The following is a 25,178-nucleotide window of genomic DNA, read 5'->3' on the forward strand; positions in this document are numbered from 1 at the left end:
TGGAGGCGTTTGTGCAGTCATCGAAATAAGACGCTTCTACGAACCCTGTCTGATAATCAGGATTCGTAATTTGAGGGACTGCTAGACCTTTTTTTGAAGCATTGCTTCGATTATTCGGATGTACTCTGGAGAGGTAGAGTCATCCGTGAGGCTATTGCTGGAGGGGCGGAATAAAGTGGTGTAAAACAACATTCGAATTTCCGCCGCTTGCTCTGCCTTAGTGCTGTCTATTGCGATGTATGTCTTTATCATGGTGGAACGCTCTAAGGCTTCAATCTCTAATGCGAGATTTGTCATCATGAGTTTTACTAAGATTCGTATGAGCCAAATCATGGCTGTCGTGCAAATTACCAAAAGTGCAATGCTGAATTTTTCGGCTGGCAAAGTTATAGGGAGGCCAAGAATGTTGTATGTTTCACCATTCTTATAAACCGATAACGTTAAGAAGACGATCGTTGCAATGAAAACAATAGCCGAAACAATAACGCCGCGTCGGTAGGATCGAGCTTTGTTGCGGTGCTTTTCCTCGCGATCCTCCCAGTATTTTACAGGCTCCGCTGATAAGATTGCATTAGTTGCGGAGGTTACAGTGTTCGAGATTTCATCTGTGGCAGTTTCTAGCTTTTTTGAAAGATGCTCTGAAACTTCTTTTTTGGTTGTTGTAACGAATTTTTCAATGGAGTCTGTTGTTTCTGATAGGGTGTTGGTGAATCTTTCGTGTTCGTTATTGAAAGAGGATTTCAGGTTTTCTTCTAGAGCTATAAGTTCAGATTTGTATTTGCTTATGTATATTGCGGATTGCTGGGTTAGTAGTGCGTTGAAGATATATAGACCTGTGGCTATTTGCCCTCTTGATGTGAATTCTTTGATGTTCTCAGCATGAGGCTGCTCGTCGTGAAGTGGTATCGAATATTCGTTGTGGAATTGATAAAGTCTAGTCAGGTCTGAATTGTTATGGATCGCTCCATCAACCGTCGTTAAATAGCTAGATATAATATTTCGGTAATACGTGTCTCCGGGGTGTTGTTTTGCAGTGTTGTATATCTGCTCCCAATAAAATCTTTCATTTTTTAACCAGTTATTTCGGTCTTCTTCGTTTAGGTTTTTGATATGGCTCAGTCGATCAGCATGCGTTAAAACCAAATTTTCTATCTGCATTTCCGTTATGCCTGTTATTTAAGTGGCCCAATGATATCAAGAATCCGCCTCTAGACTGAGGGTCTGCTGAGGAAAACTCCAAACGTTTCCATTCTCGGTCTACAGCCCGTTTCGCTGTTTTCTCCGGGGCATAAAGCCACCGCAACCGCCGCGGCTTGCTCTGATCTCCAGCCGTCACCGTTTTCTCCTTCTCGGTTTTCTTGTCGCGGTAGTACGCGATGATCCCCGTGAAATTCCCTTTGCTCTCCTCCGCCAGGTCTTCGACGGTATCCTCCGGCAGCTTGCTTTCAAGCTCCAGACTGACGGTGTAGCCATTGTCCGCACTGAGCGTGTGCTGCACGTTCCCCCCATACCAGATGATTTCGTCAATCTCCGGCTTCACCCCTTCAAGCGTGTAGGTCAGCTCCGGGATCAGATCCGGTCGGCCCATGGCCAGGGTGTAGCTGAGCGTCGCGCTTCCCCGTTGCAGGCGATTGAACTCGGCCCGTGCGGCGCGTAGGGCGAATTGGCGGTCGCTGTAGGTATGACCCAGATCCTTGAGGTTTTCACCACCACCGGCAATGGCTTCCTGTTTCTTGGCGCTGTTCACGTCGTAGAAGTACGCCCGCACACCGTCGTAACTGTCACGGTCGGCTTGCAGGTACCGGTGCTGGTCGCCATCGGCGCGGGTGAGGGTGATGTGGGGCAGCTCGGCGCCGCTGGCAGTCTTGCCGCCACCGGCGGGCAGGCACAGCAAGGGGCAACACGGGGACAGATCTATTTAAGGGCAACATGGGGACAGATCTATTTAATTGGATTTTTTAGTATTCATTGGCCGATGCCTCTCCTAAGCCGTCGGAGTAGAGGGCGGATAAACAACAAATTTCTTCGTGTTTAAATCCGACTTGCCATTGATACTCGTGCCCTACACAACCTTGCGCCACCCCCTACACCTAAGACAGAATCCGCCGGCTTGTGCGTCTACCCCGTGGCTTTTATCGTTCTCGGGTCACTGAAAACCAGTGATCGGGTTTGGTAGCCCGTGTGTTAGATGTACAGCGTCATCGTCTCCGGTCGTGCTTTCGGCCGGGGTCTATGGTGGTCATGTACAGGGCGTCTTCGGGCGCGCCGGCTCCTAACACCCGGTCTACCAACCTGTTCATGGCCGCCACCCTTCGTTTGGTAGCGAAAGGGTGAAGCCTTCACTAAAAGTGTTAGGAGTTTCATCCATGTTCAAACCAACACCCAACCCACCCGAAACCGATCCAGTCTCCCCCTACAAATTCCCCGATTCACGAACCCTGAACGAAGCCGCCGAGCGCGCCCTCGATCACTACCTCACCCCACAGCAACGGATCATGGGCAGCCACACCCAACATGACCCGATGTACTTCGCCAACCCGGCCTACGACACCGAATCCCTGCTCGCCAACGCCAGCGAATCATTGGGATCAGCCTCCGAAATGCTCAACAACTTCGCCGCCACCCTGGAACCCGCTCACCGCAAAACCGCCATCGGCATTGCGCAGTTGGTGATGTTGGGGTCTTTGGCGGTGAATCAGGCGCTGGATAACGTCGAGCCGAAGTAGGTTCGGGCAACCCTCTGCGGTGGAGGGTTGATCGTCAGGCGTGGGTTCAACCTGAACCCACGCTGAAACCTCCGCAAGTTTCATCTTCCCGCCACCCGCACAGGCCTACGATCCATCCACAAGATCCCGACCCCACCCGAGCGCCACACACCATGAACAACCCACTCAAAGCGCTGTTGATCGTCGCAACCGTCTCGGTTCTAAGCGCCTGCTCCGGCTCCGGTGGTTTGACCACCACCAGTTGTTTCTCCAGCGACTGTCAGTCGCCGGAGGCGCGGAACGTGAATACGTTGAAGTTCGGCGGGAGCAATATCGGTAACAGTTTCAACCAGTACAGCTCCGGCCTGATGCATGACGATTGAGGGTTACTGAGCCGCGGGTACGGCGATCCATTCGCTCAGGACGTTCTGGTATTTGCCGGTGACTTTGCTCAGGTGCAGCCACAGGTCGACGTAGAGTTTCCAGCTGATGTCGTCGCGCGGCAGCAGGTAGGCTTTTTCGCCGTATTGCATGAACTGGCTCGGGTTGACGGCGCACAGGCCGGGTTTGAGTTTCTGCTGATAGAGGGCTTCGGAGGCGTCGGTGATCATCACGTCGGCCTTGTTGTCGAGCAGTTGTTCGAAGATGGTCACGTTGTCGTGCAACGCCAGTTGCGCCTTGGGCAGGAAGGCGTGGACGAAGGCTTCGTTGGTGCCGCCGGCGGGTTCGACCAGGCGTACGTTCGGCTGGTTGATCTGGTCGATGGTCTGGTATTTGGACTGGTCGGCGCAGCGTACCAGCGGGATCTTGCCATCGACGTCGAGGGTGTTGCTGAAGAAGGCTTTTTTCTGGCGTTCGAGGGTTACCGAGATGCCGCCGACGCCGATGTCGCATTTGCCGGCCTGCATGTCCGGCATCAGGGTTTTCCAGGTGGTCTGCACCCATTCGACCTTGACGCCGAGGCTGTCGGCCAGGGATTGCGCCATGGCGATGTCGATGCCTTCGAATCCGCCGTCCGGGCGTTTGAAGGTGTAGGGCTTGTAGTCGCCGGTGGTGCAGACGCGCAATTGGCCCTGTTGCTGGATGGTGTCGAGGTGCGAGGCCGGTTCTTGTGCCTGAGCGGCGCCGGCCATGGCCAGCAGGCCGCAGAAGATCATCGTGCTTTTTGGAATTGTCATGGAGATCTGGCTTGTGCAGTGGGAGTGCGGGCCAGTGTAGTGAATGCGTTTGCCGGGTGTCATCCCGGTTCCGGGCTCAACGTGCCCAGCCACGCCACCAGTCCCACGATCAACAGCGCAATCACCAACTCCGACGCCACGCTGCGGCGCAGGGCATTGGCCGCCACTTGATGCTGCCCGGCGCGCAACGATTGCTCGAGCAACGGCCCGAGGTGGAAGCGGTTCAACGCGGCCAGCACCAGCATGCCCCCGAACAACACAACCTTGATCGCCAGCAGAATCCCGTAGGTGCCGAGCAGGATTTCGCCCAGTGTCGGGCCGACGATGAACAGGTAATTCGCCACGCCGGTGACCGACAGGATGAGCACAATTGCCGCGCCGACGCCTTCGAAGCGTTTGACGGAATCCGCCAGCGAACGAATGCGCGCCTCGCTGCACAGTGCGTCGAGCCGCGCCATCAAGATCAACGCGAGCATCGCGCCTAGCCACGCACCCGCCGCGAGCAGGTGCAGGATGTCGCTGAACAGATGCCACGCGTTATCCATCGCGCCGTGTCCGCTCCAGGCCAGAGAGGCGAGGGCGACGGCGCCAGCCATCGACGCCAGCCACAATCCCGGCCAGATCACCACGGCGATCAGCGCAATCATCCGCAGCGCCCACGCCAGCCCGACGTTCGTTTCCAAAACCATCATTTGCAGGTGCGGCCACAGCGCCGCGAATTCCGTTTCGCCGCTCATGGCGCGGGTCATCAGCGCCAGTCCCGCCACTGACAGCAGCGCCCCAATCAACGCCATCCCGCGCAGCATCGGCCGAAACCGCAGCACCGCGTCAACGCTGTACAGCCCGAACAACGCCAGCCCGAACAACAGCAGCAAATCCACATACAGCGCCAGACGCAGGAGGATGTTGATCAGTTCAGCCATCGCTCACTTCACTTTGAACGTGACGTTGCCGGTGATCGGGTGCGTGTCCGATGACACCGCGCGCCATTCGACCTTGTAGGTGCCGGCGGGCAAGGGCGCGAGCGGGGTGACGAGCATGGTTTTCGGGTCACTGCCGGCGCTGACTTTGGCCTTCATCGGCATCGGCGAGTGGGCCATGCCGGGCATCTCGGTCATGACCAGTTTGGCGCCGGAGAACTGGGTCAGCAGATCCTCTGAAAAACGCAGCTCGATCTTGCCGGGCGCCGCGCCGTCGGCACCTTCGGCCGGGGTCGACGACAGCAGTTTTGGATGGGCCTGGGCCAGGGTGCTCAGGAGCATACCGCTGGCGAGGACGAGGGAGATTTTCAATGTGCGCATGCAAGACCTCGGTGTTGTTTTTTGAAGGGATTCAGAACCACAGCCGTACGCCGAGGACGAGTCGCGCTTCGCTGCGATCCTCGCCTTCTTCCCGTGCGTAATCGGCGGTGCGGCCGTAGGTACGGTTCCAGGTCACGCCGATGTAAGGCGCAAATTCGCGGCGGATTTCATAGCGCAGGCGCAGCCCGGCTTCGGTGTTCGACAGGCCCGAGCCGATCCCGCGTTGCGGGTCGTTTTTGCCATAGACGTTGAGTTCGGCGGTCGGCTGCAGGATCAGGCGATTGGTCAGCAGGATGTCGTAGTCACCCTCCAGCCGCACCGCGCTCTGGCCGTTTTCGCCGAGGAACGCCGTGGCTTCGGCTTCGAAGTTGTACAGCGCCATGCCCTGCAGGCCGAACGCGGCCCAGGTTTGTGGAGCGCCGGGTTTGAAGTCCTGGCGCACGCCGCTGACCACGTCCCACCACGGCGAAATCGCGTGACCCCACAGCGCCTGGATTTCCGCGTCTTCGGTCTTGCCGTTGCTGCGTTCGCCCTCGGAGCGCAGCCACAGCCGATCGATGTCGCCGCCGATCCAGCCGGACAAATCCCAGGCCAGGGTGCTGGCGTCGTCGGCGTCCTGCCATTCGAGTTTGTCGGCGAGGAAATAAGTGTTGATGGCGCTGTCGTGGACTTGGTGTCCGGCGTGGCTGGTGAACACGGCGGCGCGGTCGGCGTCGGTCAGCGCCGGGATCGGCGTGCGGCTTTCGGTCGGCGCGGCGGGCTGCATCATGCCGTCGTCCATGCTTTGCATGTCGGTCATTTGACTGTGATCCATGCCTTGCATGTCAGCCATCCGGCTGTGATCCATGCCCTGCATGTCGCTGGCGGCGAAGGCCTGGGCCATCGACAGGAGTGACAACGAAAACGCGGCAAATCGAGTCATGGTCGGCGTCCTCATTCTTCCACCCGCACTTCGCGGAACATGCCCATTTCCATGTGGTACAGGAGATGGCAGTGATAGGCCCAACGGCCGAGCGCATCGGCGGTGACGCGGTAAGTGCGACGGGTGCCGGGCGGCATGTCGATGGTGTGTTTGCGCACCTGGAAATTGCCGTTTTCGTCTTCCAGATCGCTCCACATGCCGTGCAGGTGAATGGGGTGAGTCATCATCGTGTCGTTGACCAGCACCAGGCGAATCCGCTCGCCGTACTTCAACAGCAGTGGCTCGGCGTCGGAGAACTTGATGCCGTTGAACGACCAGGCGAATTTCTCCATGTGGCCGGTGAGGTGCAGCTCGAGGGTGCGGCTCGGGTCGCGGCCGTCCGGGTCTTCGAACGTGCTGCGCAGGTCGGCGTAGGTCAGCACGCGGCGACCGTTGTTGCGCAGGCCGAGTCCGGGGTCGTCGAGTTTCGCGGCGGTGGTCATGGCTTGCATGTCCACCAGCGGGTTGTCCTTTTCGCTGTCGGGGTGCGACTGCATCGGGCCCATGTTCATGCTCGAGTGATCCATGCCGCTCATGTCCATCGAGCCATGATCCATGCCGCCCATGCCCATGTCGTCCATGGTCACCAGCGGGCGCGGGTCCAGCGCCGGCACCGGAGCCGACAAACCGGCGCGGGTGGCGAGGGTGCCACGGGCGTAGCCGGTGCGGTCCATGGCCTGGGCGAACAGGGTGTAGGCCTCGGCGGTGGGTTCGACGATCACGTCATAGGTTTCCGCCACGGCGATGCGCAACTCGTCGACGCTGACCGGTTTGACGTGCAGGCCGTCGGCGGCGACCACGGTCATTTTCAATCCGGGGATGCGCACGTCGAAGTAGGTCATGGCCGAGCCGTTGATCAGCCGCAGACGCAGTTTTTCGCCGGGGCGGAACAGGCCGGTCCAGTTGTCATCCGGGGCGTGGCCGTTCATCAGGAAGCTGTACGTGGCGCCGCTGACGTCGGCGATATCGGTGGGGTTCATGTTCATCTGCGCCCACATCGTGCGATCGGCGACGGTGGCGCCCCAGCCTTTTTCGCCGACGTCGTGGACGAAGTCGCCGACGGTGCGCTTGTGGAAGTTGTAGTAGTCGGACTGTTTTTTCAGGGTCTTCATCAGGCTGGCCGGGTCTTCGTCGGTCCAGTCACTGAGCATCACCACGTAGTCGCGGTCGTACTGGAACGGCTCTGGTTCCCGCGCATCGATCACCAGCGGCCCGTAGACCCCGGCCTGTTCCTGCAAGCCGGAATGGCTGTGATACCAGTAGGTGCCGTGCTGGCGAACCTTGAACTGGTAAACGTACACGCCACCCGGCTCGATGCCCTTGAAACTCAGGCCGGGCACGCCGTCCATGTTGGCCGGCAGCAGAATGCCGTGCCAGTGGATCGACGTGCTGTCCTTGAGCCGGTTGCGCACCCGCAGCGTCACGGTGTCGCCTTCGCGCCAACGCAACAGCGGGCCGGGCAGGCTGCCGTTGATGGTCATGGCGGTGCGGGGCCGGCCGGTGAAGTTGACTGGAGTTTCGCCGATGAACAGCTCGAAGTCTGTGCCGCTTAACTCGTTCACCTGGCCGGGGCTGTTCAAGGCCCAGACCGGTGTGCGCCACAGGCCGAGGCCGCCGAGCAGACTGCCGGCGGCGAGGCCTTTGACGAAGGTGCGTCTTGAGGTGGTGGAAGGCATGCGCTGGAAGTCCCCGTTTGACCAATGACGGGGAGGCTAACCAGCGGCAGCTTTCAGCTGGCTGAGGCGCGGATTACAGTTGTGTCAGGTTCAACCTACAGACCGAGCCCTTCCTGGACTACCAACAGCAGGTTGTTTTCCGTCAACGCAATCGCATCCAGCTGTTGCCCGGTTTCGAGCGTCTGCAACCACCAATGGCTTTCACCGTGCTCATCGACCGTGCGCAGCAGCGATGCTTCGCGGCCCGGCAGGACGATTTGCACACGCCCGGAGCCGTCTTCGGTGAAACGGGCGATGGGATCGAACGTCAGGCTGTGATGGTTGGCTTCGATGATCAACTGGTCGATGGCGTAGTCGTGGGTCTCGCCATCCGGCGAAGTTTCGCAAACATGGGTAGGATTTCGCCGAATCTTCAGTCCTACTTCGGTGACCGGTTGCAACCAGCCCTCGATGCGGTGATACAAGGCGTAGACCTGAGCCGGCCAGCAATCGATCTCCAGTTCAGCGCAGGTGATTTCGTCAGCATGGGTGTGCCGGGTTTGTTTGAGTTTCGCGGCGAGTTCGTCTGCTTTACTCATGTCGGTTCCCTGTGTTGAGTTCAACAACATCGTAGTCCTTTCAAAGTAATGCAGGTTTTGCCCTGCGTCATGCGCCTGCAACACAAGCGTGACTCAATCAGCCCCTGACCACGTGACGGTCAGACCACAGAAACCACGGACGCACGCGTCCCAAGGAACGGGAACATGAAAAAGCTTTTTACAATTATGGCGCTGATTGCGCTGACGGTCGGTAGCATCGGCCTGAGTTCGGCACGCCAGTCGTCTGCCAGCAAGGCGGAATCGGTGGCGGGGGTGTTCGATTACTACCTGCTGACGTTGTCCTGGTCGCCGACCTTTTGCCTGACCCACAAGGACGACCCGCAATGCACCGGCAAGGGTTACGGTTTTGTCCTGCATGGCCTCTGGCCGCAATACGCTAAGGGCGGCTGGCCGGAATCCTGCCCGCCGCTGACCAACCTGTCGGCCGCCGAAACGGCCAAAGGCCTGACGCTGTTCCCGACCAAAAAACTCCTCGACCACGAATGGAGCAAACACGGCACCTGCAGCGGCCTCGGCGCGATGGGCTATCTGGACGAAGCGGACAAAGCGGTGGGCGCGGTGAAAATCCCGCAAGAGTTGCAACCGTTCAGTAGCTCTTATTATTTTGAAGCGCAGGAAATTGCCGACCTGTTCCGCAGGAGCAATCCGGGCATCCCGTCAGACGGCATCGCCGTCATCTGCAACGGCCCGGAACTCTCGGAAGTGCGCGTGTGCATGGGCAAGGACCTGCAATTCGGCGCCTGCGGCAAGGGCGTGAAAACCCAGTGCCGGGCGGGGGATATTCGAGTGCCGCCGTCGCGTTGACCGGAGCAGTTACCGTCCATGGAAAACAGGCGCCTCTTCAGGCGCCTGTTTTTTTTGCATGCGGGTTTGAACAACGCCGCGACTTTGTTCATGCTTGCGCGCCAATGGATGATGACGCGACACCGCAAGGAGCTTTTCATGAGCGGAAAACCCGCTGCCCGAGTGACCGACCCGACCGCTTGCCCATTGCCGGGGCATGGCACCAACCCGATTGTCAGTGGTTCGCCGAATGTGAATTTCGACGGGCTGCCCGCTGCGCGAATGACCGACAAGTCGGCGTGCGGTAGTCCGATTACCGGTGGCGTTGCCTCGACGGTTTTTATCAATGGCCTGAACGCCGCCACCCTGGACAGCACCGGTGGTCACGGGAATGTGGTGGTGGGCGGCTCCGGTACCGTCATCATCGGCGATACCGTGGTGAACGCCCCTTTCAGCGGCCTGCTGCCAATGCCGGTGCACTTCACCGACAAGTTGCAGTTGGTGAACGACACGACCGGCGAACCGATGCCGAATCATCCGTACATGATTCAGCGCGCGGACGGTCGGATGGAGCACGGCGTGTCTGACGCCGCCGGTTTTACCCACACGATCAGTTCGCACCTTCCGGAAACCATCAAACTGTTTCTGGAGGAATGAGGCATGGGTGCGGAAACGGTCACGTGCGAGAAAGGCAACAATTACAAGCTGCACAAGGAACATACGCTGACGGACAAGAAGGATGTCAGTGTGAAGGCTGTTCCGGTGGAGAGTACCAAGGCGGTTGTTGTGTTTGTGGGAGGCGCTGGGGATAAGGAGAGTTATTACTTTTCAGGGCCGTATGGAAACATTCAAGAAGCCCATAAATACTTCGATCAGCGCGTTCAGGATTTGGCAACGGAGGGGAAATATAAATCGGATTGGTTGGGGTACAACGAAGTCAAAGGAAAGAAAGATATTCAGCGGTATGTTCTAAGCCTGATCCCTTACAAAAGCTGCCCCGTATATATCGTCGGCCACAGCCTCGGTGGCTGGAATGGCGCGCACCTGACAAAGATCATGTCCGAATGGGGATACCGTGTTCAGATGCTGGTTACCCTTGATCCCGTGGGTGAGGGCGCTTTGGTCTGGTTGGGTTCAGATATCTATTTTGACCGTCCTGATCCGGTTGCGGCCAATTGGGTCAATATCAAGGCTACGCCTAGCAAAAGAGACCCTTCAGATGGGGTCGCCGACTTTGGCGAAAAATGGCTTATCACTTGTGGCCCGTCACTGAACGTGAATGTAGATACCAATCATGCAAACGCTTTGGGTCTGTTTACCGCACGTATCGCGGGAAACAAGTCTGCTGGTGATCTGCTGTTTGACTCGATCATGGAGGAATTTTCCTGATGTATAGACTGTTCGCTTGCCTGCTTTTCGTGATTTGTTCTGGTTGTGCAAAAGACCATGTATGGCCTCCAGCGAATTTGAGCTATGTGTCTGTTGAGAGAGACAGATCTTTATATGTAATCAGATATCAGTCGAATATTGATGTGTTGGATCTTTTTGGTCGGGGAGAGAGGGTTGGAATGGCTTCAGGCATGCTTCATTGTGCCTTGGCTGAAGATCAGGATTTCTCGGTTGGTAAAGCCATTCGGTTTTCAGCGTTTGGATTGATATCGCCGGATAAAAGAGACGGAGCCCCGGCGGGATACTCTTATCTGACCCATGCTTTCATTTCCGAGACCTCCAGCAACCGAAGCTCGGAAAGATATTTGTCAGTGGCAGAAATCAACCAACTCCTCTCAGGCAAACAACAAATCCCCTGCAAAGTCGTCGTCACCGCTTACGGCTACAAACCCTACTACTCAAACACCATGAACCTCCCGGTCGCAGACCTGCTGCGCGAAGTCAACAAGCCCTGAGCTCAGCGCCATTTGGGGGGATCAAGCAAATCCCCCTGCATCCACCCCCAATTCCCCGCGCAAAAACTCCACCAACCCCCGCTGCAATCCGCTCAACACCCCCTCGCGGCTGACCAGCGCCAGCTCCGTCGGCGGCAGCGGCGGCAAGTCCGTGCACACCCGATGCTCCGGCAACACCGCCGACGCCGGCAGCACCGAAACCCCAAGCCCTGAGGCCACCGCCGCTTGAATGCCGGTCAGACTGTGGCTGCCGAAGGCCACCCGCCAGGGGCGTTGCGCCACGTCAAGCAGGCGGATCGCCCGTTGCCTGTAAAGGCAGCCTTGGGGAAACAATGCCAGCGGCAACACGCCAATGGATGAGTCGAATTCCGTGCCTTTGACCCAAACGAGTCGCTCCGGCCAGGTCGCCCAGGCCGGGCCGCTGTCGGGTTCGCGTTTGATCAGGGCGATGTCGATTTCGCCGCTGTCGAGGCGTTGGCGCAGGTCGAGGCTCATGCCGCTGACGGTTTCCAGCCGTGCTTGCGGGTGGCTGCGGGTGAAGCCGGCGAGGATCAGCGCCATGCGTCGGGCGTCGAAGTCTTCCGGCATGCCGATGCGCAGGATTTCCAGATCCAGATCGCTGGCCAGGGCTTCGCTGGCCTCGGCCGACAAGGCCAGCAGGCGGCGGGCGTAATGAATCAGCAGTTCGCCGTGCTCGGTGACGCTGACGTTCAGCCCGGTGCGGTCGCGCAACAGCAGCGCGTGGCCGACCAGGTCTTCGAGTTTGCGCACCTGTTGGCTGACCGTTGACTGGGTGCGGTGGACGCGTTCGGCGGCGCGGGTGAAGCTGCCTTCATCGACCACGCAGACGAAGGTTTTCAGCAGTTCCAGATCCAGCATGGCGGCGCTCTCGATATTTGTTTGGCAACTGACGGTCGGCTATTTATTTAATTTCACACTATCACCCCGAGTTCATAAGCTGAAGCCCTCACTTGCAGAGGAATTCCCATGACCTTGATCAACACACCGCGCCCGCAATGGCTGACATTCGATTGCTACGGCACCTTGATTCAATGGGACGAAGGCCTGCGCGCCGTGGCTGAGCGGATCCTGAGCGAGAAGGGCGAACACCGGGTCGACGCCGGGCGCCTGATCGAGGTTTACGACCGCCACGAACATCGCCTGGAACAGACGCCACCGCATCGCTCGTTTCGCGAACTCAGCACACTCGGCCTGCAACTGGCCCTGGAAGAACTGGGGCTGGCGAGTGCCAGCCAGGACAGCCAGCGCCTGGCCGCCGCGATCCCGCAGATGCCGCCGTTCCCCGAAGTCGTCGAGACCCTCGCGCAGCTCAAGGCCAAGGGTTTCAAGCTGTGCATCGTCTCCAACACCGATGACGACATCATCGCCGGCAACGTCGCTCAATTGGGTGGCCACATAGACCGGGTGATCACCGCGCAGCAGGCCGGCGCCTACAAACCGGCGCCGAGGCTGTTCGACTACGCTCATGAGCAATTGGGCGTCAGCCGCGATCAGGTGGTGCACATCTGCGCCAGCCCGATGCTCGACCACACGGCGGCCCGCGACATGCATTTTCGCTGCGTATGGATTGATCGAGGGACCGGTCGTCAGTTGCTGCCGGACTATCGGCCCGACGCGATCCTCAACACGCTGGACGAAGTGCTGCCGCTGTTCGCATCCCTTGGCTGGTCATAAAGGAGGTTCGCCATGGCCCATACCCTGACCGGCAGCGCCCGACCCGCGCGTTACGCCTCGGTGAACCTCGACAGCGAAGCCATCATCACCGCTCGCCAAGAGCTGGCGGCGTGCTTTCAACTGGCGGCGCTGCACGGGTTGGAAGAGGGGATCTGCAATCACTTTTCGGCGATGTTGCCGGGGCACGATGAGCTGTTTCTGGTCAATCCGTACGGCTATGCTTTTTCCGAAGTCACGCCGCATAACCTGCTGGTCTGCGACTTCGCCGGCAACGTGGTGGACGGCGAGGGTCAGCCGGAAGCGACTGCTTTCTATATTCATGCGCGCCTGCACCAGCGACTGCCCCGAGTAAAAGTCGCGTTCCACACCCATATGCCGAACGCGACGGCGTTGTGCCTGCTGGAGGGGCCGCCGCTGTTGTGGCTGAGCCAGACCGCGCTGAAGTTCTACGGGCGCACGGCGGTGGACGAGCATTACAACGGGCTGGCGCTGGATGAGCGTGAAGGCGACCGGATTGCCGAGGTGATGGGCGAGGCCGACATTCTGTTCCTGAAAAATCACGGGGTGATAGTCGCGGCGCCGACCATCGCCGAAGCCTGGGACGATCTGTATTACCTGGAGCGTGCCGCGCAAGTGCAACTGCTGGCGATGGCCACGCAACGGGTGTTGAAACCGGTGCCGCACGCGGTGGCGCAGCGGGCGTACGAGCAGATGCGCGAGGGCGATCCGGAAAGTGCGCGGGCGCATTTGCACAGTGCAATGCGGCGGTTGGCCCGTCAGGGCTGATGCGGGTAAAAACGGGCAGGCAAAAATAATTTGCGTCGCAGGTCATCCAATTGCCCTGCGCGCCGATAGCAACTGGGTCGGGATCGTAGCGAGGGCACTTGGTTGCCCCACACAACCCGGTGGGCTACGCTCACAAGAACAAGGGTTTCGGGCTTTTGCCCCTGTCGTACCTGCCCAGGACACGCTTTTGCCTATCCCCATTCACGATCCGCATCAGGCCCCCGGCGGCACCCTCAAGCGTTTGCCCCTGCGCAAGGCGGCGGTGTTGTTCATCGTTGCCGTGTGTCTGTGCCTGTCCGGTCTGCTGTATTTGCAGATCGAACAGTCGCGGCGCCAGGATCTGGCCAACGCGCAGGTGTCGTCGGCCAACCTGACCCGGGCGATGGCGCAGCAGGCTGAAGACACGTTTCTGGCGGCGGATCTGGTGATGACCAGCCTGGTCGACTGGGTTCAGGAAGATGGCTACGGTGCGGCGCAGAAGCCGCGATTGCAGCGAACCTTCGCGCGGCGAGTGCAACAACTCGAGCAGTTGCACGGCATGTTCCTGTTCGACCGCGAAGGTCAGTGGGTGATTACCTCGTTCCCGGATCTGCCGCGCGGCAATGGCGTGGCCGATCGCGAGTACTTCAAGTTTCACCAGCAGAACGTGTCGGGTGTGGCGCACATCGGCCCGGCGATCCGCAGCCGCGAGAACGGCGAGTGGATCATCCCGATCTCGAAACGGGTAAACGACCGCGCCGGCAATTTCCAGGGCGTGTTGCTGGCCGGGATCAAGATGTCGTACTTCGACAAGTTCTTCAAAAGCTTCAGCCTGGATGACAACGGCACGATGTTTCTCGGCATGACTGACGGCACGTTGCTCGCCCGTCGGCCGTTCGACGAGTCTCTGATCGGCACCTCGCTGGCCAAGGGCGAGATCTATCAGAAGCTGCTGCCCAACGCCTCCGCCGGCACCGCGATGATCGATTCGGTGGTCGACGGTGTGGCGCGTCTTTATGGTTACCGGCAGCTGGAAAGCTACCCGTTGGTGGTCGCGGCGTCTTCGTCCCGGGACACTATCCTCCAGGGCTGGTATGACCGGGCGTTTCAGTCCAGCGTGATCGTGGCGCTGGTGATGCTCGGCGTGGGGCTGTTCGGCTGGGTGTTCATTCATCAGGTACGCGATGGCGAGCGGATCGAAAAAAACCTGCGCAAGGCCCAGCAGGCGCTGGAACAGATCGCCACCCACGACAGCCTGACCGGGCTGGCCAACCGGCGTCTGTTCGAGCGCTCGCTGGAGGTGGAATTTGCCCGCGGTGCGCGGCAGTCGAGCCCGGTCAGCCTGATCATGCTCGATATCGATTTTTTCAAACGCTACAACGATGCCTACGGCCACGTGGCTGGCGACCATTGCCTGACGCAGGTCGCGCAGGTGGTGAAAAACTGCTGCCAGCGCAAGTCAGATCTGGCGGTGCGCTATGGCGGGGAAGAGTTCGCGGTGTTGCTGCCGGATACCGACATCAATGGCGCACTGGCGATCGCCGGGCAGATTCGCCGCAGCGTCATGGACAAACACATCACCCACAGCGGTTCGCCCACCGGGTATCTCACGGTGAGCCTGGGTTGCTACGCGTTTATTCCGACCGGCAACGACAGCCCGGAACTGTTCATTCAACGCGCGGATGCGGCGCTGTATCAGGCCAAGAACGCCGGCCGCAACCGCGCGGCCGTGCTGTCAATGGACGTTGGCGTTGGCGAACTGATGCGTTCGGATCGCTGACAAAATCGAATCGGTTCAGACACAGGCCATGGCCTTCACCATGACCTGCTCTTGTTCGTTCAGCCGCCCGTGCCACCGCCGGCACCGCCCGTGCCGCCACCGGCCGAACCGGTGCCACCTCCCGCTCCCGAACCGGAACCGCTGGCGCCGCCATTGGTGCCGGTGCCATTGCCTGCGCCGCTACCGCCGGACGGCGAGCCCGGCGTGTTGTCCGGTGGCATGGGCGGGCTGTTGGTGGAGCCGGATTTGGTGCCCGTGGCGTCGGCGCCGTCATTGGCGGCGAACGTCGCAGCTGAGCCTGTGGCCAGCAGGCCGATCAATAACAGCGAGGTGAGTTTGCGCGTCATCATGGTTTGTCTCCGGAAAGGGGATTTACCTGATATTGGTCAGACGCGCCGAACCCTTGGTGCCGGCCGGATGACGAGCGGTCAGAAGTCCACGGTCGCCGACACCTTCAGCGTACGCGGCGTGCCCTGGGTCAGGTAACCGCCGTTGGCCGAGGCCCAATAGGCTTCGTTGGCGACGTTCTCCAGATTGGCCCGCAGCGTGATCTGCTTTTCATCCAGTTTGAAGGCGTAGCGCGAGCCGAGGTCGAAGCGGTTCCACGCCGGAATGCTTTGAGTATTCGCCGCGTTCAGGTACTGGCCGCCGGTGCGCAACATCCGCACGCTGAGGGCCGCGCCTTCGAGGCCCGGAATGTCCCAGTCGGCGCCCAGGTTGAACTGGAAGCGCGGCACCCCGACGGCGCGGTTGCCGTCATTCACACCGTTGCTGCTGCCTTCCAGTTCAGTCTTCATCAGCGTCGCGCCGCTGAGCAGGCGCAGGCCGTCGAGCGGTTCGCCGTAGACGTTGAGTTCCACGCCTTTGTTGGTCTGCTGACCGTCGACCCGGAAGATTCCGTCCTGGGTGTAGCTCGACGGTTGCTCGATGCGATAGACGCCGAGGTTGGCGCCGTAGCTGCCCATGTCCAGGCGCACGCCGGCCTCGATCTGCTTGCTGCGCACCGGGGCGAAGGTTTCGTCGCGGTTGATCGCGGTGGTCGGCGGCGTCGGGCCCTTGGCCAGGCCTTCGATGCGGTTGGCGTAGAACGACACGTGTTCCCACGGCTTGATCACCAGGCCGTAGACGGGGGTAGTAATCGACTCTTCATAACTTGAGGTGCGGGCGCCGGTGGCGGTGCTCCAGCCGTCGACTTTCAATTCCTGGCGACGCACGCCGAGGGTCAGCAGGATGCGGTCATCGACGAAGCCGAGGGTGTCGGAAATCGCCTCGCTGCGCAGGGTGTTCTTGCCGGTGATGCGCGGGTCGCTGATGTCGCTGGCGAACGAGGTGGGCGCCGGGCGCGGCTTGTCGGTGACGTTGTACAGGTTGGTGCTGTAGCGCCCGGCGGTGCCGATGGTTTCGAACGCCGAGCGCTGCTCGCCCCAGATGCCCGCCCAGCCGAGGTTCAACTGGTGCGTGACGGGGCCGGTGTCGAAGCGGCCGTTGAGCCCGGCCATGGCACTCTGGTTGTCTTCGTCGTGGGGTGAATAGAGCATGCCGCCACGGGCGTTGCCGTTGAGGTCGGTGACGGTCAGCGACGAGTAAACCCCGTTCTCGCGGGTGTGCTTGGCGCCGCCGGACAAGTAGGCGGTCCAGTTGTCGTTGAGGTCGTACTCGGCGCGGGCCATGCCGAAGGTGTCTTCGAGTTGCGAGTAGCTCCAGCTCTGGGCGTAGCTGGCGTTGGCGTGCGGCACCTTGGGCGCTTTTGCCAAGCTCGAATCGACATAGACCACCGAGCGGCCCTGGTTGATGACCTGCTTCTGATAGCCGAAATCGGTCGAGACTCGCAGGCGATCGCCACGATAGTCCAGGCCGAGGCTGAACAGCGACGAGCGCTGGTCTTCGTCATCGACGGCAGTATCGCCTTCGCGCTGCATCAGGTTGACCCGCGCGCCGAAGCGGTTGTCCTCGCCAAAGCGCTGGCCCAGATCCAGATGGCCGCCGACCCGACCGTCGGCGCTGTAGTCGAGGGTGACGCTGCGGGTCGGCGTGTCCATGGCGCGTTTGGGTTGCAGGTTGATCCCGCCACCGATGCCGCTGCCGCTCGGGGTCACGCCGTTGACGAATGCATTCGGGCCCTTGAACAGTTCGACCCGGTCCAGCGCTTCGACGGCAATGATCTGCCGGGGCAGCACGCCATAGAGGCCGTTATAGGAAATGTCATCGGAGGCCAGCGGCAGGCCGCGGATCATGAACATCTGCGAGAAGTTGCCGAAGCCGTTGGACTGGCGCACCGAGGCGTCGTTGAGCAACACATCGCCGACGGTCTGGGCCTGTTGGTCGGCCATGGTCTTGGCGGTGTAACTGGTGACGCTGAAGGGCAGGTCGTTGACCTCCTGGTTGCCGAGCATGCCGATCTGCGCGCGGCGGGCGACCTGTTCGCCGCCGTAGGTGTCACCACTGTCGTCACGCAGGGCGCTGACGTTGGTGGCGCCCAGTTCCAGCGCGCTGTCCGCCGCAACTTTCGGCGCCACGGTGTAACCGTTGTGCCCGGTGCTGATCAGCTCGAAACCGCTGCCTTCCAGCAACCGGGCAAAACCGCTCTGCGCGGTGTAACTGCCTTGCAGGCCGGGGCTCTGGCGATTGCCCAATTGCGCCGGATCGAACGACAGCGGCACGCCGACGCTGACCGCAAATTGCGCCAGCACATGGCTGAGCAGGCCGGGGCCGATGTTGACGCTGCGGCTGGCGCTTTCACTGACGCTGTCGGCGGCTTGGGCGGCGCTCGGCAGCAGTGCGCTGAAGGCCAGGGCCAGGCTCAGGTTCAGGGCCTTGAGCGCAAACGTGGCGTGGCGGGGCGATGGCATTGCGGTCATTCGGTGTTCCTGTCGGGGGCGTGGAATCGGAAGGTCTATCCACTCACCGGACGAGTCGCGAAAAGGTATCAGGGAATATTGAAAATATTGTCCGAGGGCTCAGACACGGGGCTCCACCGACAGCCAATAGCGGGTCAGGCTGTTGATGTTCAGCGGCAACGTATCGCTGAGCAGACGCAGGCTGGCGTCGGTGTCGCGCAGGGAAAACGCCCCGGACACGCGCATCGCCGCCACGTCCGGATGACAGCGCAGCACGCCCCGGCGATAGCGGCTCAACTCGCCGAGCAATTCGTCCAGACGCATGTTGCTGGCCAGCAGCATGCCTTTGTCCCAGGCCAGGGACGCGGTGTCGAAGGTTTCGCTGCTGTCGAAGCTGTTGAGCTTGAAGCGCTGCCGTTCGCCGGCCTGGAGAATCGCGCTCTGCTTGAGCAGTTGCGGGGTGATCTGGACCTGGCCTTCGAGCACCGACACCAGGCTGCGCGAACCCTCGGTGCGCACGCAGAATCGTGTGCCCAGTGCGCGAGCCACGCCCTGCGGGGTTTCGACAATGAACGGGCGGGCGCTGGCGTCTGCGGCGGTGTTGATCAGCACTTCACCGTTGAGCAGCAGGACGCGGCGCTCTATCGGACTGAAAGTGATGTCCACGGCGCTGTCGGTGTTGAGCACCAGTTGAGTGCCGTCCGGCAGTTGCAGGTTCTTTTGTTCGCCGACGGCGGTGCGCTGGTCGGCTGCCCATTGCTGCCACGGCACATGCTGCGAAGCGATGCCCAGCGGCCCGGCCATCAACAGCAAGCCGAGGCGGGTGAGTGTCTGGCGACGGCTGAGGCCTTCTTTGCGCGAGGCGCGTTTCAAGGTCTGGATCGCGACGTTGGCCGGCACGCTGCGCAAATCCCCCAGCAGCGCTTCGGCCCGTTGCCAGGCCATGGCGTGCTCGGCGCTGCGGCTGCGCCATTGGGCGATGGCCTGATGGTCGGACGGGGTGGCGGTGCCGGAATGCAGTTGCACCAGCCAGTCGGCGGCTTCGCCGAGAATCTGCGGATTGATCATCGACGAACTCATCAGGCGACACTCAGGCAGGCAATGAACGCAGCACGCATGTGGCGTTTGACGGTGATCAGCGAAACATTCAGGCGCGTGGCGATCTGCGCGTAGGTCAGGCCTTCGATCTGCGACAGCAGGAAGGTCTCGCGGGTCTGTTCCGGCAGTTCGCGCAGCAGCGCTTCGATGCGCCACAGGGTTTCGAGAATCAGGTAGCGGGTTTCCGGCGACGGCACTTCGGCGGCGGGCAGGTGCGCGATGGTTTCCAGGTACGCGCGCTCCAGGTCCTGTCGCCGCCAGCGGTCGATCACCAGACCTTTGGCAATGTGCGTCAGCAGCGCCCGGGGCTCGTTGCCCAAGGGCTTGATCACCTGCCGGGTGAGCAGGCGCAAAAAGGTATCGTGCGCCAGATCGGCCGCATCGCAGCGATTGCCCAACTTGCGTTGAAGCCAGCCCTGCAGCCACCCGTGGTGTTCGCTGTAGAGCGTCTGGACTTGCTGATTCAACGGCTGATCGAGGGACGACATGGAGGGCAGATACTCGTTTCGGGCGTCCGTTGCCAGAGATGCAATCGAGAGTGCGATTAGGGTGCAATTAAGAATTGATCGCATTCTAGTGGCGCGCAACGAGTGATGGCAATTGTCCTTTCACACTTTCTTTTCTGACACCGACGCAGTGGCCTACCCATCTTCCGGGAGATTGGCTATTTGCCGGTCCGGGCGCCGGGACTAACGTAGCCCCACATTCACTTGCCCCGGAGATCCCCGATGAAACCTCGTATCGATTTCTACACCGCGTCCCCCGATGCCCTGAAAGCGATGATTGCCCTGGAAACCGCCGTCTCGAAACTGCCGCTGGAAAAGACCCTGATCGAACTGGTCAAGCTGCGCGCCTCGCAGATCAACGGCTGCGCGTTCTGCATCGACATGCACACCGCCGACGCGATCAAGGGCGGCGAAACCCCGCGCCGTTTGTTCGCCGTGACCGCGTGGCGTGAAGCGCCGTTTTTCACCGAACGTGAACGCGCCGCGCTGCTGTGGACCGAATCCCTGACCCAACTGAGCCTGACCCACGCCCCGGACGAAGACTACGAAGTGGTCGCTGCGCAGTTCTCGCCTCAGGAAATGGTCGACCTGACGGTCGCAATCAGCACCATCAACAGCTGGAACCGCCTGGCCGTGGGCTTCCGTAAAACTCCGCAAGCCTGATCGATCAATGTGCATCGGCACTCGGCGCGGCCGGTGGTTGCACCTTGCGCATCAAGGGCACCATCGCCGTGGCGATGCCGAAGCACACCATGATCATCAGGAACGTGTCGCCGTAGGTTTGCGTCTGCGCTTCACGGTAGGTCAGCAGCCATAGCTGACGCAGGCTGGCGGTGAGGCCGACGTCGCCGCTCTGACCCAGCGCGGCAAAGTTGCCGCCGACCTGGGCCAGCCACTGATTCACCGCTTCGTTGCTGCTGTTCAGATGCTCCGCCAACCGGGTGAAATGCAGGTTGGTGCGGTCATTGAGGATGGTCGCGCAGGCGGCAATCCCGATAGCACCGCCCAGATTGCGCATCAGGTTGAACAGGCCCGACGCATGCTTGAGCCGCGCCGGTGCCAAGCCCCCTAAAGTCAATGTCACCGCCGGCGGCACCGCCAGTTGCTGGGCAATCCCGCGCAGGGCTTGCGGCAGCAGCAATTCTCCGGCGCCCCAATCGTGGGTGATCGGACTGAATTCCCACATCGACAAGGCAAACAACGCCAGGCCCGCCATCATGATCCAGCGCAGATCGATGCGATTGGCGAGAAAGGCGTACAGCGGAATCGCCATGATCTGGAACACCCCGGTGGAGAAAACTGCCAGACCAATATCCAGCGCGCCGTAGCCGCGTACCCGGCCGAGAAACAGCGGCGTCAGGTAAATCGTCGCGAACAGGCCGATGCCGGTGACGAAGGAAAAGAAGCAGCCAAGGGCGAAGTTGCGATCCTTGAGCGCGCGCAGGTCGACGATCGGATTGGCGACGTGCAGCGTGCGGCCGACGAAGGCCAGCCCGGCCAGGCCACTGATCCACGCGGTGGTCAGGATCGTCTGGTCGCTGAACCAGTTCCAGCGCGGGCCTTCTTCGAGGGTGTATTCCAGGCAGCCGAGAAACAGCGCCAGAAACACCATGCTCAAATAGTCCGCGCCTTTGAGCAGCGACAGTTCCGGCTGGTCGATCTTCACCAGCATCGGCACCGCCACGGCGACGAAAATCCCCGGCACCAGATTGATGTAGAACAGCCAGTGCCAGGACGAAATATCGGTGATCCAGCCGCCGATCACCGGGCCCAACGTCGGTGCCAGCGAAGCCACGGCGCCGATGGTCGCGGCAGCAATCACTCGCTGCTTGCCGGTGAAGAAAAAGAACGCCGTGGTGAACACCAGCGGAATCATCGACCCACCGAGAAACCCTTGCAGCGCGCGAAAGGCGATCATGCTCTGGATGTTCCAGGCGATGCCGCAGAGCAGGCTGGCGAGGGTGAAGCCGACCGCCGAGGCGCAGAACAGCCAGCGCGTGGAAAACACCCGCGACAGCCAACCCGACAGTGGAATCACGATGATCTCGGCGATCAGATAACTGGTCTGCACCCACGCCGTTTCATCGGTGCCGGCGGACAACCCGCCGCCGATATCGCGCAGCGAGGCCGAGACGATCTGGATGTCCAGCAACGCGATGAACATGCCGATGCACATTGTGGCGAAGGCGAACACCTTGGTCGCCGTCGCCATCTCGGCGGCATTGAATGGCTGCGCGGCGGCGGTGAGGGCGGTGCTCATGGCGCGCTGGCCACGGCAGTGGTTTCAGGTTGGGCGCGGGTGTCGACTTCAGCGGTCACCGACAGGCCGGGACGCAGATGGCCGAGCACGCCGTCCGCCGGGTCGAGCAGGATCCGCACCGGCACCCGCTGAACGATCTTGGTGAAGTTGCCGGTGGCGTTTTCCGGCGGCAGTACGCTGAATTGCGAGCCGCTGGCCGGGGCGAGACTGTCGAGGCGGCCGTGGAATTCCTGGCCGGACAACACGTCGGCACGGATGCTCACGCGCTGGCCGGGTTTCATTCGCGCCAGTTGATCTTCCTTGAAATTGGCATCGACCCACAGACCGCTGGCCGGCACTACCGACAACTGTTGCGAACCGGCCTGTGCATAGGCGCCGACCCGCGCGCGGCGGTTGCCGATCACGCCGTCGACCGGGGCGCGCAGCTCGGTATAGCCGAGGTTGAGTTGCGCCAGATCCCGTTCGGCCCGGGCTTGCTGGAGGGCGGCGCGGGCCTGTTGTTTCTGGGTTTCGATCACGGTGAGCTGGCGCTGCGCGGCCAGCAGTTCAGCCTGGGCCTTGGCGCTCAAGGCTTGTGCGGTCTTGAAGGTGGCGTCGGCCCGTTGCGCGCTTTCTACCGAGACCGCGTTGGTGGTCACCAGACGTTTATAGCGCGCGTTGTCATCCCGCGAACGAGCGGTTTCAGCGCTGGCGGCATCAATGCCGGCGCGGGCCTGACCGATCACCGCTTGCTGCAGTTGTTCGGTGGCGTCGAGGTTGGCCAGCAGCGCCTCTTCGGCGGCGACCGCGCCTTCGGCCTTGGCCAGATTGGCGCGGTAGTCGCGGGCGTCGAGGCGAATCAGCACGTCGCCGGCCTTCACCTTCTGGTTGTCGCTGACCAGCACTTCTTCGATGTAACCGGCGACTTTCGGCCCGATCACCGTGACGTCGCCGCCGATGTAGGCATCGTCGGTTTCCTCGAGAAACCGCCCCGTGCCCCACCAATGCACGGCATATAGCCCGGCGAATACCAGCGCAGCCAGTCCCGCAGTCGGCAACAGCAGGCGTTTGAGCAGGGGAGGTTTGGGGGCGCTGACCGGAACGGCGAGATCGGGTTCTACGGTGGGCATGCTGGTCATGGCGTAATACCTGAAGAAGCGGAATGGCTATTACGACCGTAATATGACGTGAGTAATATTTTGTGGCAATTGATTTTTATCGCCGGTCGTCAGATGAATCTTGTTGAAAGCAAAAGCTGATCATTTGTTTAAGAAATGTAAGCGCTGTAGGAAGCGTCTTGCATTTGTGTAGGAAGGCTCTGACTATCACCGCAATTGATGGGGTGGCATTACGCCAGTTGATTGCAAGGATGTTGAGTGCCGTATTCGCTTTGCGTTGTTTCTCGTTGTCGTTCCCTGCCGCGCCCGCTGTTGTCGGCCTTGTTGTTGAGTGTGTGCGCGCCCAGCGTTCTCGCCGCCGAAACTCCAGCCCCTGGCCAGGAAGTGCTGCGTCAGCAGCAACTGCAACAGCGTGACCTGCAACAACTGCAACTCGAACAGCGCAAACGCCAACTGGAGCGCGGCGCGTTTGGCCCGACGCCGGTCAATCCGGACATTCCTGAGTCGATCAAACCTGATGAGCGCTGCTGGCCCTTGAGTGGTACGCGCATCGGCGGTGTGACGCTGATCGATAAAGACAAACTCAACGCCCGGATCAAACCGCTGTTGGCGCCGTGCATGGGCGTCGGCCAGATCAACCATTTGCTGGCGACCATCACCGCGCTGTACGTGGAGAAGGGCTATATCGCCAGCCGGCCATACCTGAGCAGCGCTCCAGCGGCGGGGCAATCGCTGGATATCCTGATCGACGAAGGCTACATCGAGTCCATCGAGCTGGCCGACCAGAGCCTGCCAGTGTCGCTCGGCGGGGCGTTCCCCGGAATGCTCGGCAAACCGCTGAACCTGCGGGATCTGGAGCAGGGGCTGGATCAGTTGAACCGTCTGCGTTCGCTCGATCTGACCGCCGACATCGCCCCCGGCGGCCAGCCCGGCGCGTCGAAAATCATCCTGCGTTCGCGGACCTCCTGGCAGTCGCGCTGGGCCCTCGGTGCCGGTTTCGACAACCTCGGCAGTGCCAGCACCGGTCGTGACCGTGACACCCTGAGCCTGACCCTCGACAGTCCGCTCGAACTCAACGACCTGCTGAGCCTCAGCGCCAGCGACACCCTCAATCAGGGGGATCGCTACAGCCGCAACGCCAGCCTCTATTACGCGATTCCCTACGGTTACTGGACGTTCAGCGCTTTCGCCAGCCACGCCGAATACCGTGCGCCGTTCAAACTCAGCGCGGCGACCCTGCACAGCACCGGCATCACCGATCAGCTCAGCCTGCGCGCCGACCGGGTGTTGTGGCGCGACCAGAGCCATCAGCTCAGCGCCAACCTGCAACTGGCGCACAAGGACGTCGACAGTTATCTGGAAAACGTCCGCCTCGGCATTCAGAGCCCGACCCTGACCGTGGCCGAAGCCGGGCTCAATCTGTTCTGGCTCGACCGCGCGGTGTGGAACCTCGACGTCAATTACGCCCAGGGTTTAAGCGGGTTCGGTGCCGACGACGATGCCGATCGCCAGGTCAAAAACCTGCCCAAGGCACAGTTTCGCAAGTACCGCGCCGGCCTCAGCCAGTGGCGCAACGGCCAGCTCGGCGCGCAAGCCTGGCAATGGCAGAGCCAACTCAATTTGCAGTACAGCCCGGATCCGTTGCCGGCCATCGAACAACTGCTCGGCACCGACGATTCCGCCGTGCGCGGTTACCGGGTCAGCAGCGCGTCCGGCGCCAGCGGCGCGATCTGGCGCAACACCTTGCGCCTGCCGCTGCGCAGCGATTTGCCGGTGCAGCTCACCCCGCGCGTCGGCCTCGACCACGGCTGGATCAAGGCCGATCACGGCGCTCCGGTTCAACGCCTGAGCGGCGCCAGCATCGGCCTCAACCTGGGCTGGAAAAACCTGCAGGTGGACGTCGATTACCAACGCAGCCTGAACACCCCGACCGGCCTGCACCGCGAACCTGAAACCTGGTTGATGCGGGTCGGATTACAGATATGAACGTCAGTGAACAACAGCCATCGGACCTGAGCGCGACAGCCGTGGCC

At 61.0% G+C, this 25,178-nt stretch carries 25 protein-coding genes and 1 pseudogene; 11 read left to right on the forward strand and 15 right to left on the reverse strand.

Features of this window, described 5'->3' with window-relative positions:
• Positions 1-81: 81 nt before the first annotated feature.
• Together ACODTD_RS22250 and ACODTD_RS22255 are read right to left on the reverse strand one after the other, a co-directional pair.
• A complete protein-coding gene (locus ACODTD_RS22250; RefSeq protein WP_489105214.1) occupies positions 82-1,158 on the reverse strand; it encodes a DUF6161 domain-containing protein in 1,077 nt (358 codons plus the stop codon).
• Between the two features lie 76 nt (positions 1,159-1,234).
• Positions 1,235-1,894 (reverse strand): annotated as a pseudogene (locus tag ACODTD_RS22255) (phage late control D family protein); the annotation flags it as partial.
• 472 nt (positions 1,895-2,366) lie between these two features.
• Between ACODTD_RS22255 and ACODTD_RS22260 the strand changes: the two are divergent.
• Together ACODTD_RS22260 and ACODTD_RS22265 are read left to right on the forward strand one after the other, a co-directional pair.
• Positions 2,367-2,726 carry a DUF6124 family protein gene (locus ACODTD_RS22260; RefSeq protein WP_007955862.1) on the forward strand — a complete coding sequence of 120 codons (360 nt, stop codon included), beginning with the start codon at positions 2,367-2,369 and terminating at the stop codon, positions 2,724-2,726.
• Between the two features lie 152 nt (positions 2,727-2,878).
• Complete coding sequence (locus tag ACODTD_RS22265; protein ID WP_064380963.1) at positions 2,879-3,088, forward strand: hypothetical protein; 210 nt, start codon at positions 2,879-2,881, stop codon at positions 3,086-3,088.
• A gap of 3 nt (positions 3,089-3,091) precedes the next feature.
• Here the strand turns inward: ACODTD_RS22265 and ACODTD_RS22270 are convergent, their stop codons facing one another.
• The 6 genes from ACODTD_RS22270 to ACODTD_RS22295 form a co-directional block, all read right to left on the reverse strand.
• On the reverse strand, positions 3,092-3,883 hold the full coding sequence (locus ACODTD_RS22270; protein ID WP_489105215.1) for a transporter substrate-binding domain-containing protein: 792 nt from the start codon (positions 3,881-3,883) through the stop codon (positions 3,092-3,094).
• A 59-nt stretch (positions 3,884-3,942) separates the two neighbouring features.
• Positions 3,943-4,806, reverse strand: a complete 864-nt coding sequence (copD, locus tag ACODTD_RS22275; RefSeq protein ID WP_489105216.1) for a copper homeostasis membrane protein CopD — start codon at positions 4,804-4,806, stop codon at positions 3,943-3,945.
• A 3-nt stretch (positions 4,807-4,809) separates the two neighbouring features.
• A complete protein-coding gene (gene copC, locus ACODTD_RS22280) occupies positions 4,810-5,184 on the reverse strand; it encodes a copper homeostasis periplasmic binding protein CopC (RefSeq protein ID WP_489105217.1) in 375 nt (124 codons plus the stop codon).
• A 31-nt stretch (positions 5,185-5,215) separates the two neighbouring features.
• Positions 5,216-6,106, reverse strand: coding sequence for a copper resistance protein B (locus ACODTD_RS22285; RefSeq protein WP_489105218.1), 891 nt, complete (start codon positions 6,104-6,106; stop codon positions 5,216-5,218).
• An 11-nt stretch (positions 6,107-6,117) separates the two neighbouring features.
• Positions 6,118-7,821, reverse strand: a complete 1,704-nt coding sequence (locus ACODTD_RS22290; RefSeq protein WP_489105219.1) for a copper resistance system multicopper oxidase — start codon at positions 7,819-7,821, stop codon at positions 6,118-6,120.
• Positions 7,822-7,916: 95 nt separating this feature from the next.
• Positions 7,917-8,399 (reverse strand): hypothetical protein, encoded by a 483-nt coding sequence (locus ACODTD_RS22295; RefSeq protein WP_045121792.1) that lies wholly within the window; start codon positions 8,397-8,399, stop codon positions 7,917-7,919.
• A gap of 165 nt (positions 8,400-8,564) precedes the next feature.
• Between ACODTD_RS22295 and ACODTD_RS22300 the strand changes: the two genes are divergently transcribed.
• The 4 genes from ACODTD_RS22300 to ACODTD_RS22315 all read left to right on the forward strand — a co-directional run bounded on the left by ACODTD_RS22300 (position 8,565) and on the right by ACODTD_RS22315 (position 11,107).
• Positions 8,565-9,224 carry a ribonuclease T2 gene (locus tag ACODTD_RS22300; RefSeq protein ID WP_011335138.1) on the forward strand — a complete coding sequence of 220 codons (660 nt, stop codon included), beginning with the start codon at positions 8,565-8,567 and terminating at the stop codon, positions 9,222-9,224.
• A 138-nt stretch (positions 9,225-9,362) separates the two neighbouring features.
• Positions 9,363-9,860 carry a PAAR domain-containing protein gene (locus ACODTD_RS22305; RefSeq protein WP_085608250.1) on the forward strand — a complete coding sequence of 166 codons (498 nt, stop codon included), beginning with the start codon at positions 9,363-9,365 and terminating at the stop codon, positions 9,858-9,860.
• A 3-nt stretch (positions 9,861-9,863) separates the two neighbouring features.
• Positions 9,864-10,592: an alpha/beta fold hydrolase gene (locus ACODTD_RS22310; RefSeq protein ID WP_489105220.1), complete on the forward strand. Its 729-nt coding sequence runs from the start codon at positions 9,864-9,866 to the stop codon at positions 10,590-10,592.
• Entirely contained in the window at positions 10,592-11,107 is a 516-nt protein-coding gene (locus ACODTD_RS22315) for a hypothetical protein (RefSeq protein WP_011335135.1), read from the forward strand. Before ACODTD_RS22310 ends, ACODTD_RS22315 begins: the two co-directional genes overlap by 1 nt.
• Positions 11,108-11,128: 21 nt before the next feature.
• Here the strand turns inward: ACODTD_RS22315 and ACODTD_RS22320 are convergent, their stop codons facing one another.
• Positions 11,129-11,986: a LysR substrate-binding domain-containing protein gene (locus tag ACODTD_RS22320; RefSeq protein ID WP_011335134.1), complete on the reverse strand. Its 858-nt coding sequence runs from the start codon at positions 11,984-11,986 to the stop codon at positions 11,129-11,131.
• Positions 11,987-12,094: 108 nt separating this feature from the next.
• On the opposite strand from ACODTD_RS22320, the gene ACODTD_RS22325 reads away from it, so the two are divergent.
• The 3 genes from ACODTD_RS22325 to ACODTD_RS22335 all read left to right on the forward strand — a co-directional run bounded on the left by ACODTD_RS22325 (position 12,095) and on the right by ACODTD_RS22335 (position 15,347).
• Positions 12,095-12,802: a haloacid dehalogenase type II gene (locus ACODTD_RS22325; protein WP_011335133.1), complete on the forward strand. Its 708-nt coding sequence runs from the start codon at positions 12,095-12,097 to the stop codon at positions 12,800-12,802.
• Positions 12,803-12,814: 12 nt separating this feature from the next.
• Positions 12,815-13,588, forward strand: a complete 774-nt coding sequence (locus tag ACODTD_RS22330) for an aldolase (RefSeq protein ID WP_201819936.1) — start codon at positions 12,815-12,817, stop codon at positions 13,586-13,588.
• A 187-nt stretch (positions 13,589-13,775) separates the two neighbouring features.
• Positions 13,776-15,347, forward strand: a complete 1,572-nt coding sequence (locus ACODTD_RS22335) for a sensor domain-containing diguanylate cyclase (protein ID WP_064380942.1) — start codon at positions 13,776-13,778, stop codon at positions 15,345-15,347.
• A 59-nt stretch (positions 15,348-15,406) separates the two neighbouring features.
• On the opposite strand, the gene ACODTD_RS22340 is transcribed toward ACODTD_RS22335, so the two are convergent.
• The 4 genes from ACODTD_RS22340 to ACODTD_RS22355 form a co-directional block, all read right to left on the reverse strand.
• Positions 15,407-15,697, reverse strand: a complete 291-nt coding sequence (locus tag ACODTD_RS22340; RefSeq protein ID WP_489105221.1) for a hypothetical protein — start codon at positions 15,695-15,697, stop codon at positions 15,407-15,409.
• 78 nt (positions 15,698-15,775) lie between these two features.
• Entirely contained in the window at positions 15,776-18,205 is a 2,430-nt protein-coding gene (locus ACODTD_RS22345) for a TonB-dependent siderophore receptor (RefSeq protein ID WP_489105222.1), read from the reverse strand.
• Positions 18,206-18,304: 99 nt separating this feature from the next.
• Entirely contained in the window at positions 18,305-19,264 is a 960-nt protein-coding gene (locus ACODTD_RS22350; protein WP_011335128.1) for a FecR domain-containing protein, read from the reverse strand.
• A complete protein-coding gene (locus ACODTD_RS22355) occupies positions 19,264-19,770 on the reverse strand; it encodes a sigma-70 family RNA polymerase sigma factor (protein WP_041475360.1) in 507 nt (168 codons plus the stop codon). The genes ACODTD_RS22350 and ACODTD_RS22355 overlap by 1 nt, the downstream gene beginning before the upstream one ends.
• Positions 19,771-20,010: 240 nt before the next feature.
• On the opposite strand from ACODTD_RS22355, the gene ACODTD_RS22360 reads away from it, so the two are divergent.
• On the forward strand, positions 20,011-20,451 hold the full coding sequence (locus ACODTD_RS22360) for a carboxymuconolactone decarboxylase family protein (RefSeq protein ID WP_011335126.1): 441 nt from the start codon (positions 20,011-20,013) through the stop codon (positions 20,449-20,451).
• A 4-nt stretch (positions 20,452-20,455) separates the two neighbouring features.
• On the opposite strand, the gene ACODTD_RS22365 is transcribed toward ACODTD_RS22360, so the two are convergent.
• Both ACODTD_RS22365 and ACODTD_RS22370 read right to left on the reverse strand, forming a co-directional pair.
• The gene (locus ACODTD_RS22365) at positions 20,456-22,048 is read right to left on the reverse strand and encodes a DHA2 family efflux MFS transporter permease subunit (RefSeq protein ID WP_489105223.1); all 1,593 of its coding nucleotides are present in this window, start codon (positions 22,046-22,048) and stop codon (positions 20,456-20,458) included.
• Positions 22,045-23,166, reverse strand: coding sequence for an HlyD family secretion protein (locus ACODTD_RS22370; RefSeq protein ID WP_285354439.1), 1,122 nt, complete (start codon positions 23,164-23,166; stop codon positions 22,045-22,047). Before ACODTD_RS22370 ends, ACODTD_RS22365 begins: the two co-directional genes overlap by 4 nt.
• A gap of 237 nt (positions 23,167-23,403) precedes the next feature.
• Between ACODTD_RS22370 and ACODTD_RS22375 the strand changes: the two genes are divergently transcribed.
• Positions 23,404-25,131, forward strand: a complete 1,728-nt coding sequence (locus ACODTD_RS22375) for a ShlB/FhaC/HecB family hemolysin secretion/activation protein (protein WP_201819948.1) — start codon at positions 23,404-23,406, stop codon at positions 25,129-25,131.
• Positions 25,132-25,178 lie beyond the last annotated feature (47 nt).

Source organism: Pseudomonas sp. FG35, from assembly GCF_057809295.1.

Excerpts from the sequence above, each read along its gene's own strand:
- ACODTD_RS22350 (WP_011335128.1), bottom strand. The coding sequence starts at position 19,264 with ATGAGTTCGTCGATGATCAATCCGCAGATTCTCGGCGAAGCCGCCGAC.
- copD (WP_489105216.1), bottom strand. The coding sequence starts at position 4,806 with ATGGCTGAACTGATCAACATCCTCCTGCGTCTGGCGCTGTATGTGGAT.
- ACODTD_RS22330 (WP_201819936.1), top strand. The coding sequence starts at position 12,815 with ATGGCCCATACCCTGACCGGCAGCGCCCGACCCGCGCGTTACGCCTCG.
- ACODTD_RS22345 (WP_489105222.1), bottom strand. The coding sequence starts at position 18,205 with ATGACCGCAATGCCATCGCCCCGCCACGCCACGTTTGCGCTCAAGGCC.
- ACODTD_RS22340 (WP_489105221.1), bottom strand. The coding sequence starts at position 15,697 with ATGATGACGCGCAAACTCACCTCGCTGTTATTGATCGGCCTGCTGGCC.
- ACODTD_RS22315 (WP_011335135.1), top strand. The coding sequence starts at position 10,592 with ATGTATAGACTGTTCGCTTGCCTGCTTTTCGTGATTTGTTCTGGTTGT.
- ACODTD_RS22265 (WP_064380963.1), top strand. The coding sequence starts at position 2,879 with ATGAACAACCCACTCAAAGCGCTGTTGATCGTCGCAACCGTCTCGGTT.
- ACODTD_RS22270 (WP_489105215.1), bottom strand. The coding sequence starts at position 3,883 with ATGACAATTCCAAAAAGCACGATGATCTTCTGCGGCCTGCTGGCCATG.
- ACODTD_RS22285 (WP_489105218.1), bottom strand. The coding sequence starts at position 6,106 with ATGACTCGATTTGCCGCGTTTTCGTTGTCACTCCTGTCGATGGCCCAG.
- ACODTD_RS22365 (WP_489105223.1), bottom strand. The coding sequence starts at position 22,048 with ATGAGCACCGCCCTCACCGCCGCCGCGCAGCCATTCAATGCCGCCGAG.
- ACODTD_RS22260 (WP_007955862.1), top strand. The coding sequence starts at position 2,367 with ATGTTCAAACCAACACCCAACCCACCCGAAACCGATCCAGTCTCCCCC.
- ACODTD_RS22250 (WP_489105214.1), bottom strand. The coding sequence starts at position 1,158 with ATGCAGATAGAAAATTTGGTTTTAACGCATGCTGATCGACTGAGCCAT.
- ACODTD_RS22320 (WP_011335134.1), bottom strand. The coding sequence starts at position 11,986 with ATGCTGGATCTGGAACTGCTGAAAACCTTCGTCTGCGTGGTCGATGAA.
- ACODTD_RS22355 (WP_041475360.1), bottom strand. The coding sequence starts at position 19,770 with ATGTCGTCCCTCGATCAGCCGTTGAATCAGCAAGTCCAGACGCTCTAC.
- ACODTD_RS22310 (WP_489105220.1), top strand. The coding sequence starts at position 9,864 with ATGGGTGCGGAAACGGTCACGTGCGAGAAAGGCAACAATTACAAGCTG.
- ACODTD_RS22360 (WP_011335126.1), top strand. The coding sequence starts at position 20,011 with ATGAAACCTCGTATCGATTTCTACACCGCGTCCCCCGATGCCCTGAAA.
- ACODTD_RS22305 (WP_085608250.1), top strand. The coding sequence starts at position 9,363 with ATGAGCGGAAAACCCGCTGCCCGAGTGACCGACCCGACCGCTTGCCCA.
- ACODTD_RS22325 (WP_011335133.1), top strand. The coding sequence starts at position 12,095 with ATGACCTTGATCAACACACCGCGCCCGCAATGGCTGACATTCGATTGC.
- ACODTD_RS22295 (WP_045121792.1), bottom strand. The coding sequence starts at position 8,399 with ATGAGTAAAGCAGACGAACTCGCCGCGAAACTCAAACAAACCCGGCAC.
- ACODTD_RS22290 (WP_489105219.1), bottom strand. The coding sequence starts at position 7,821 with ATGCCTTCCACCACCTCAAGACGCACCTTCGTCAAAGGCCTCGCCGCC.
- ACODTD_RS22370 (WP_285354439.1), bottom strand. The coding sequence starts at position 23,166 with ATGACCAGCATGCCCACCGTAGAACCCGATCTCGCCGTTCCGGTCAGC.
- copC (WP_489105217.1), bottom strand. The coding sequence starts at position 5,184 with ATGCGCACATTGAAAATCTCCCTCGTCCTCGCCAGCGGTATGCTCCTG.
- ACODTD_RS22300 (WP_011335138.1), top strand. The coding sequence starts at position 8,565 with ATGAAAAAGCTTTTTACAATTATGGCGCTGATTGCGCTGACGGTCGGT.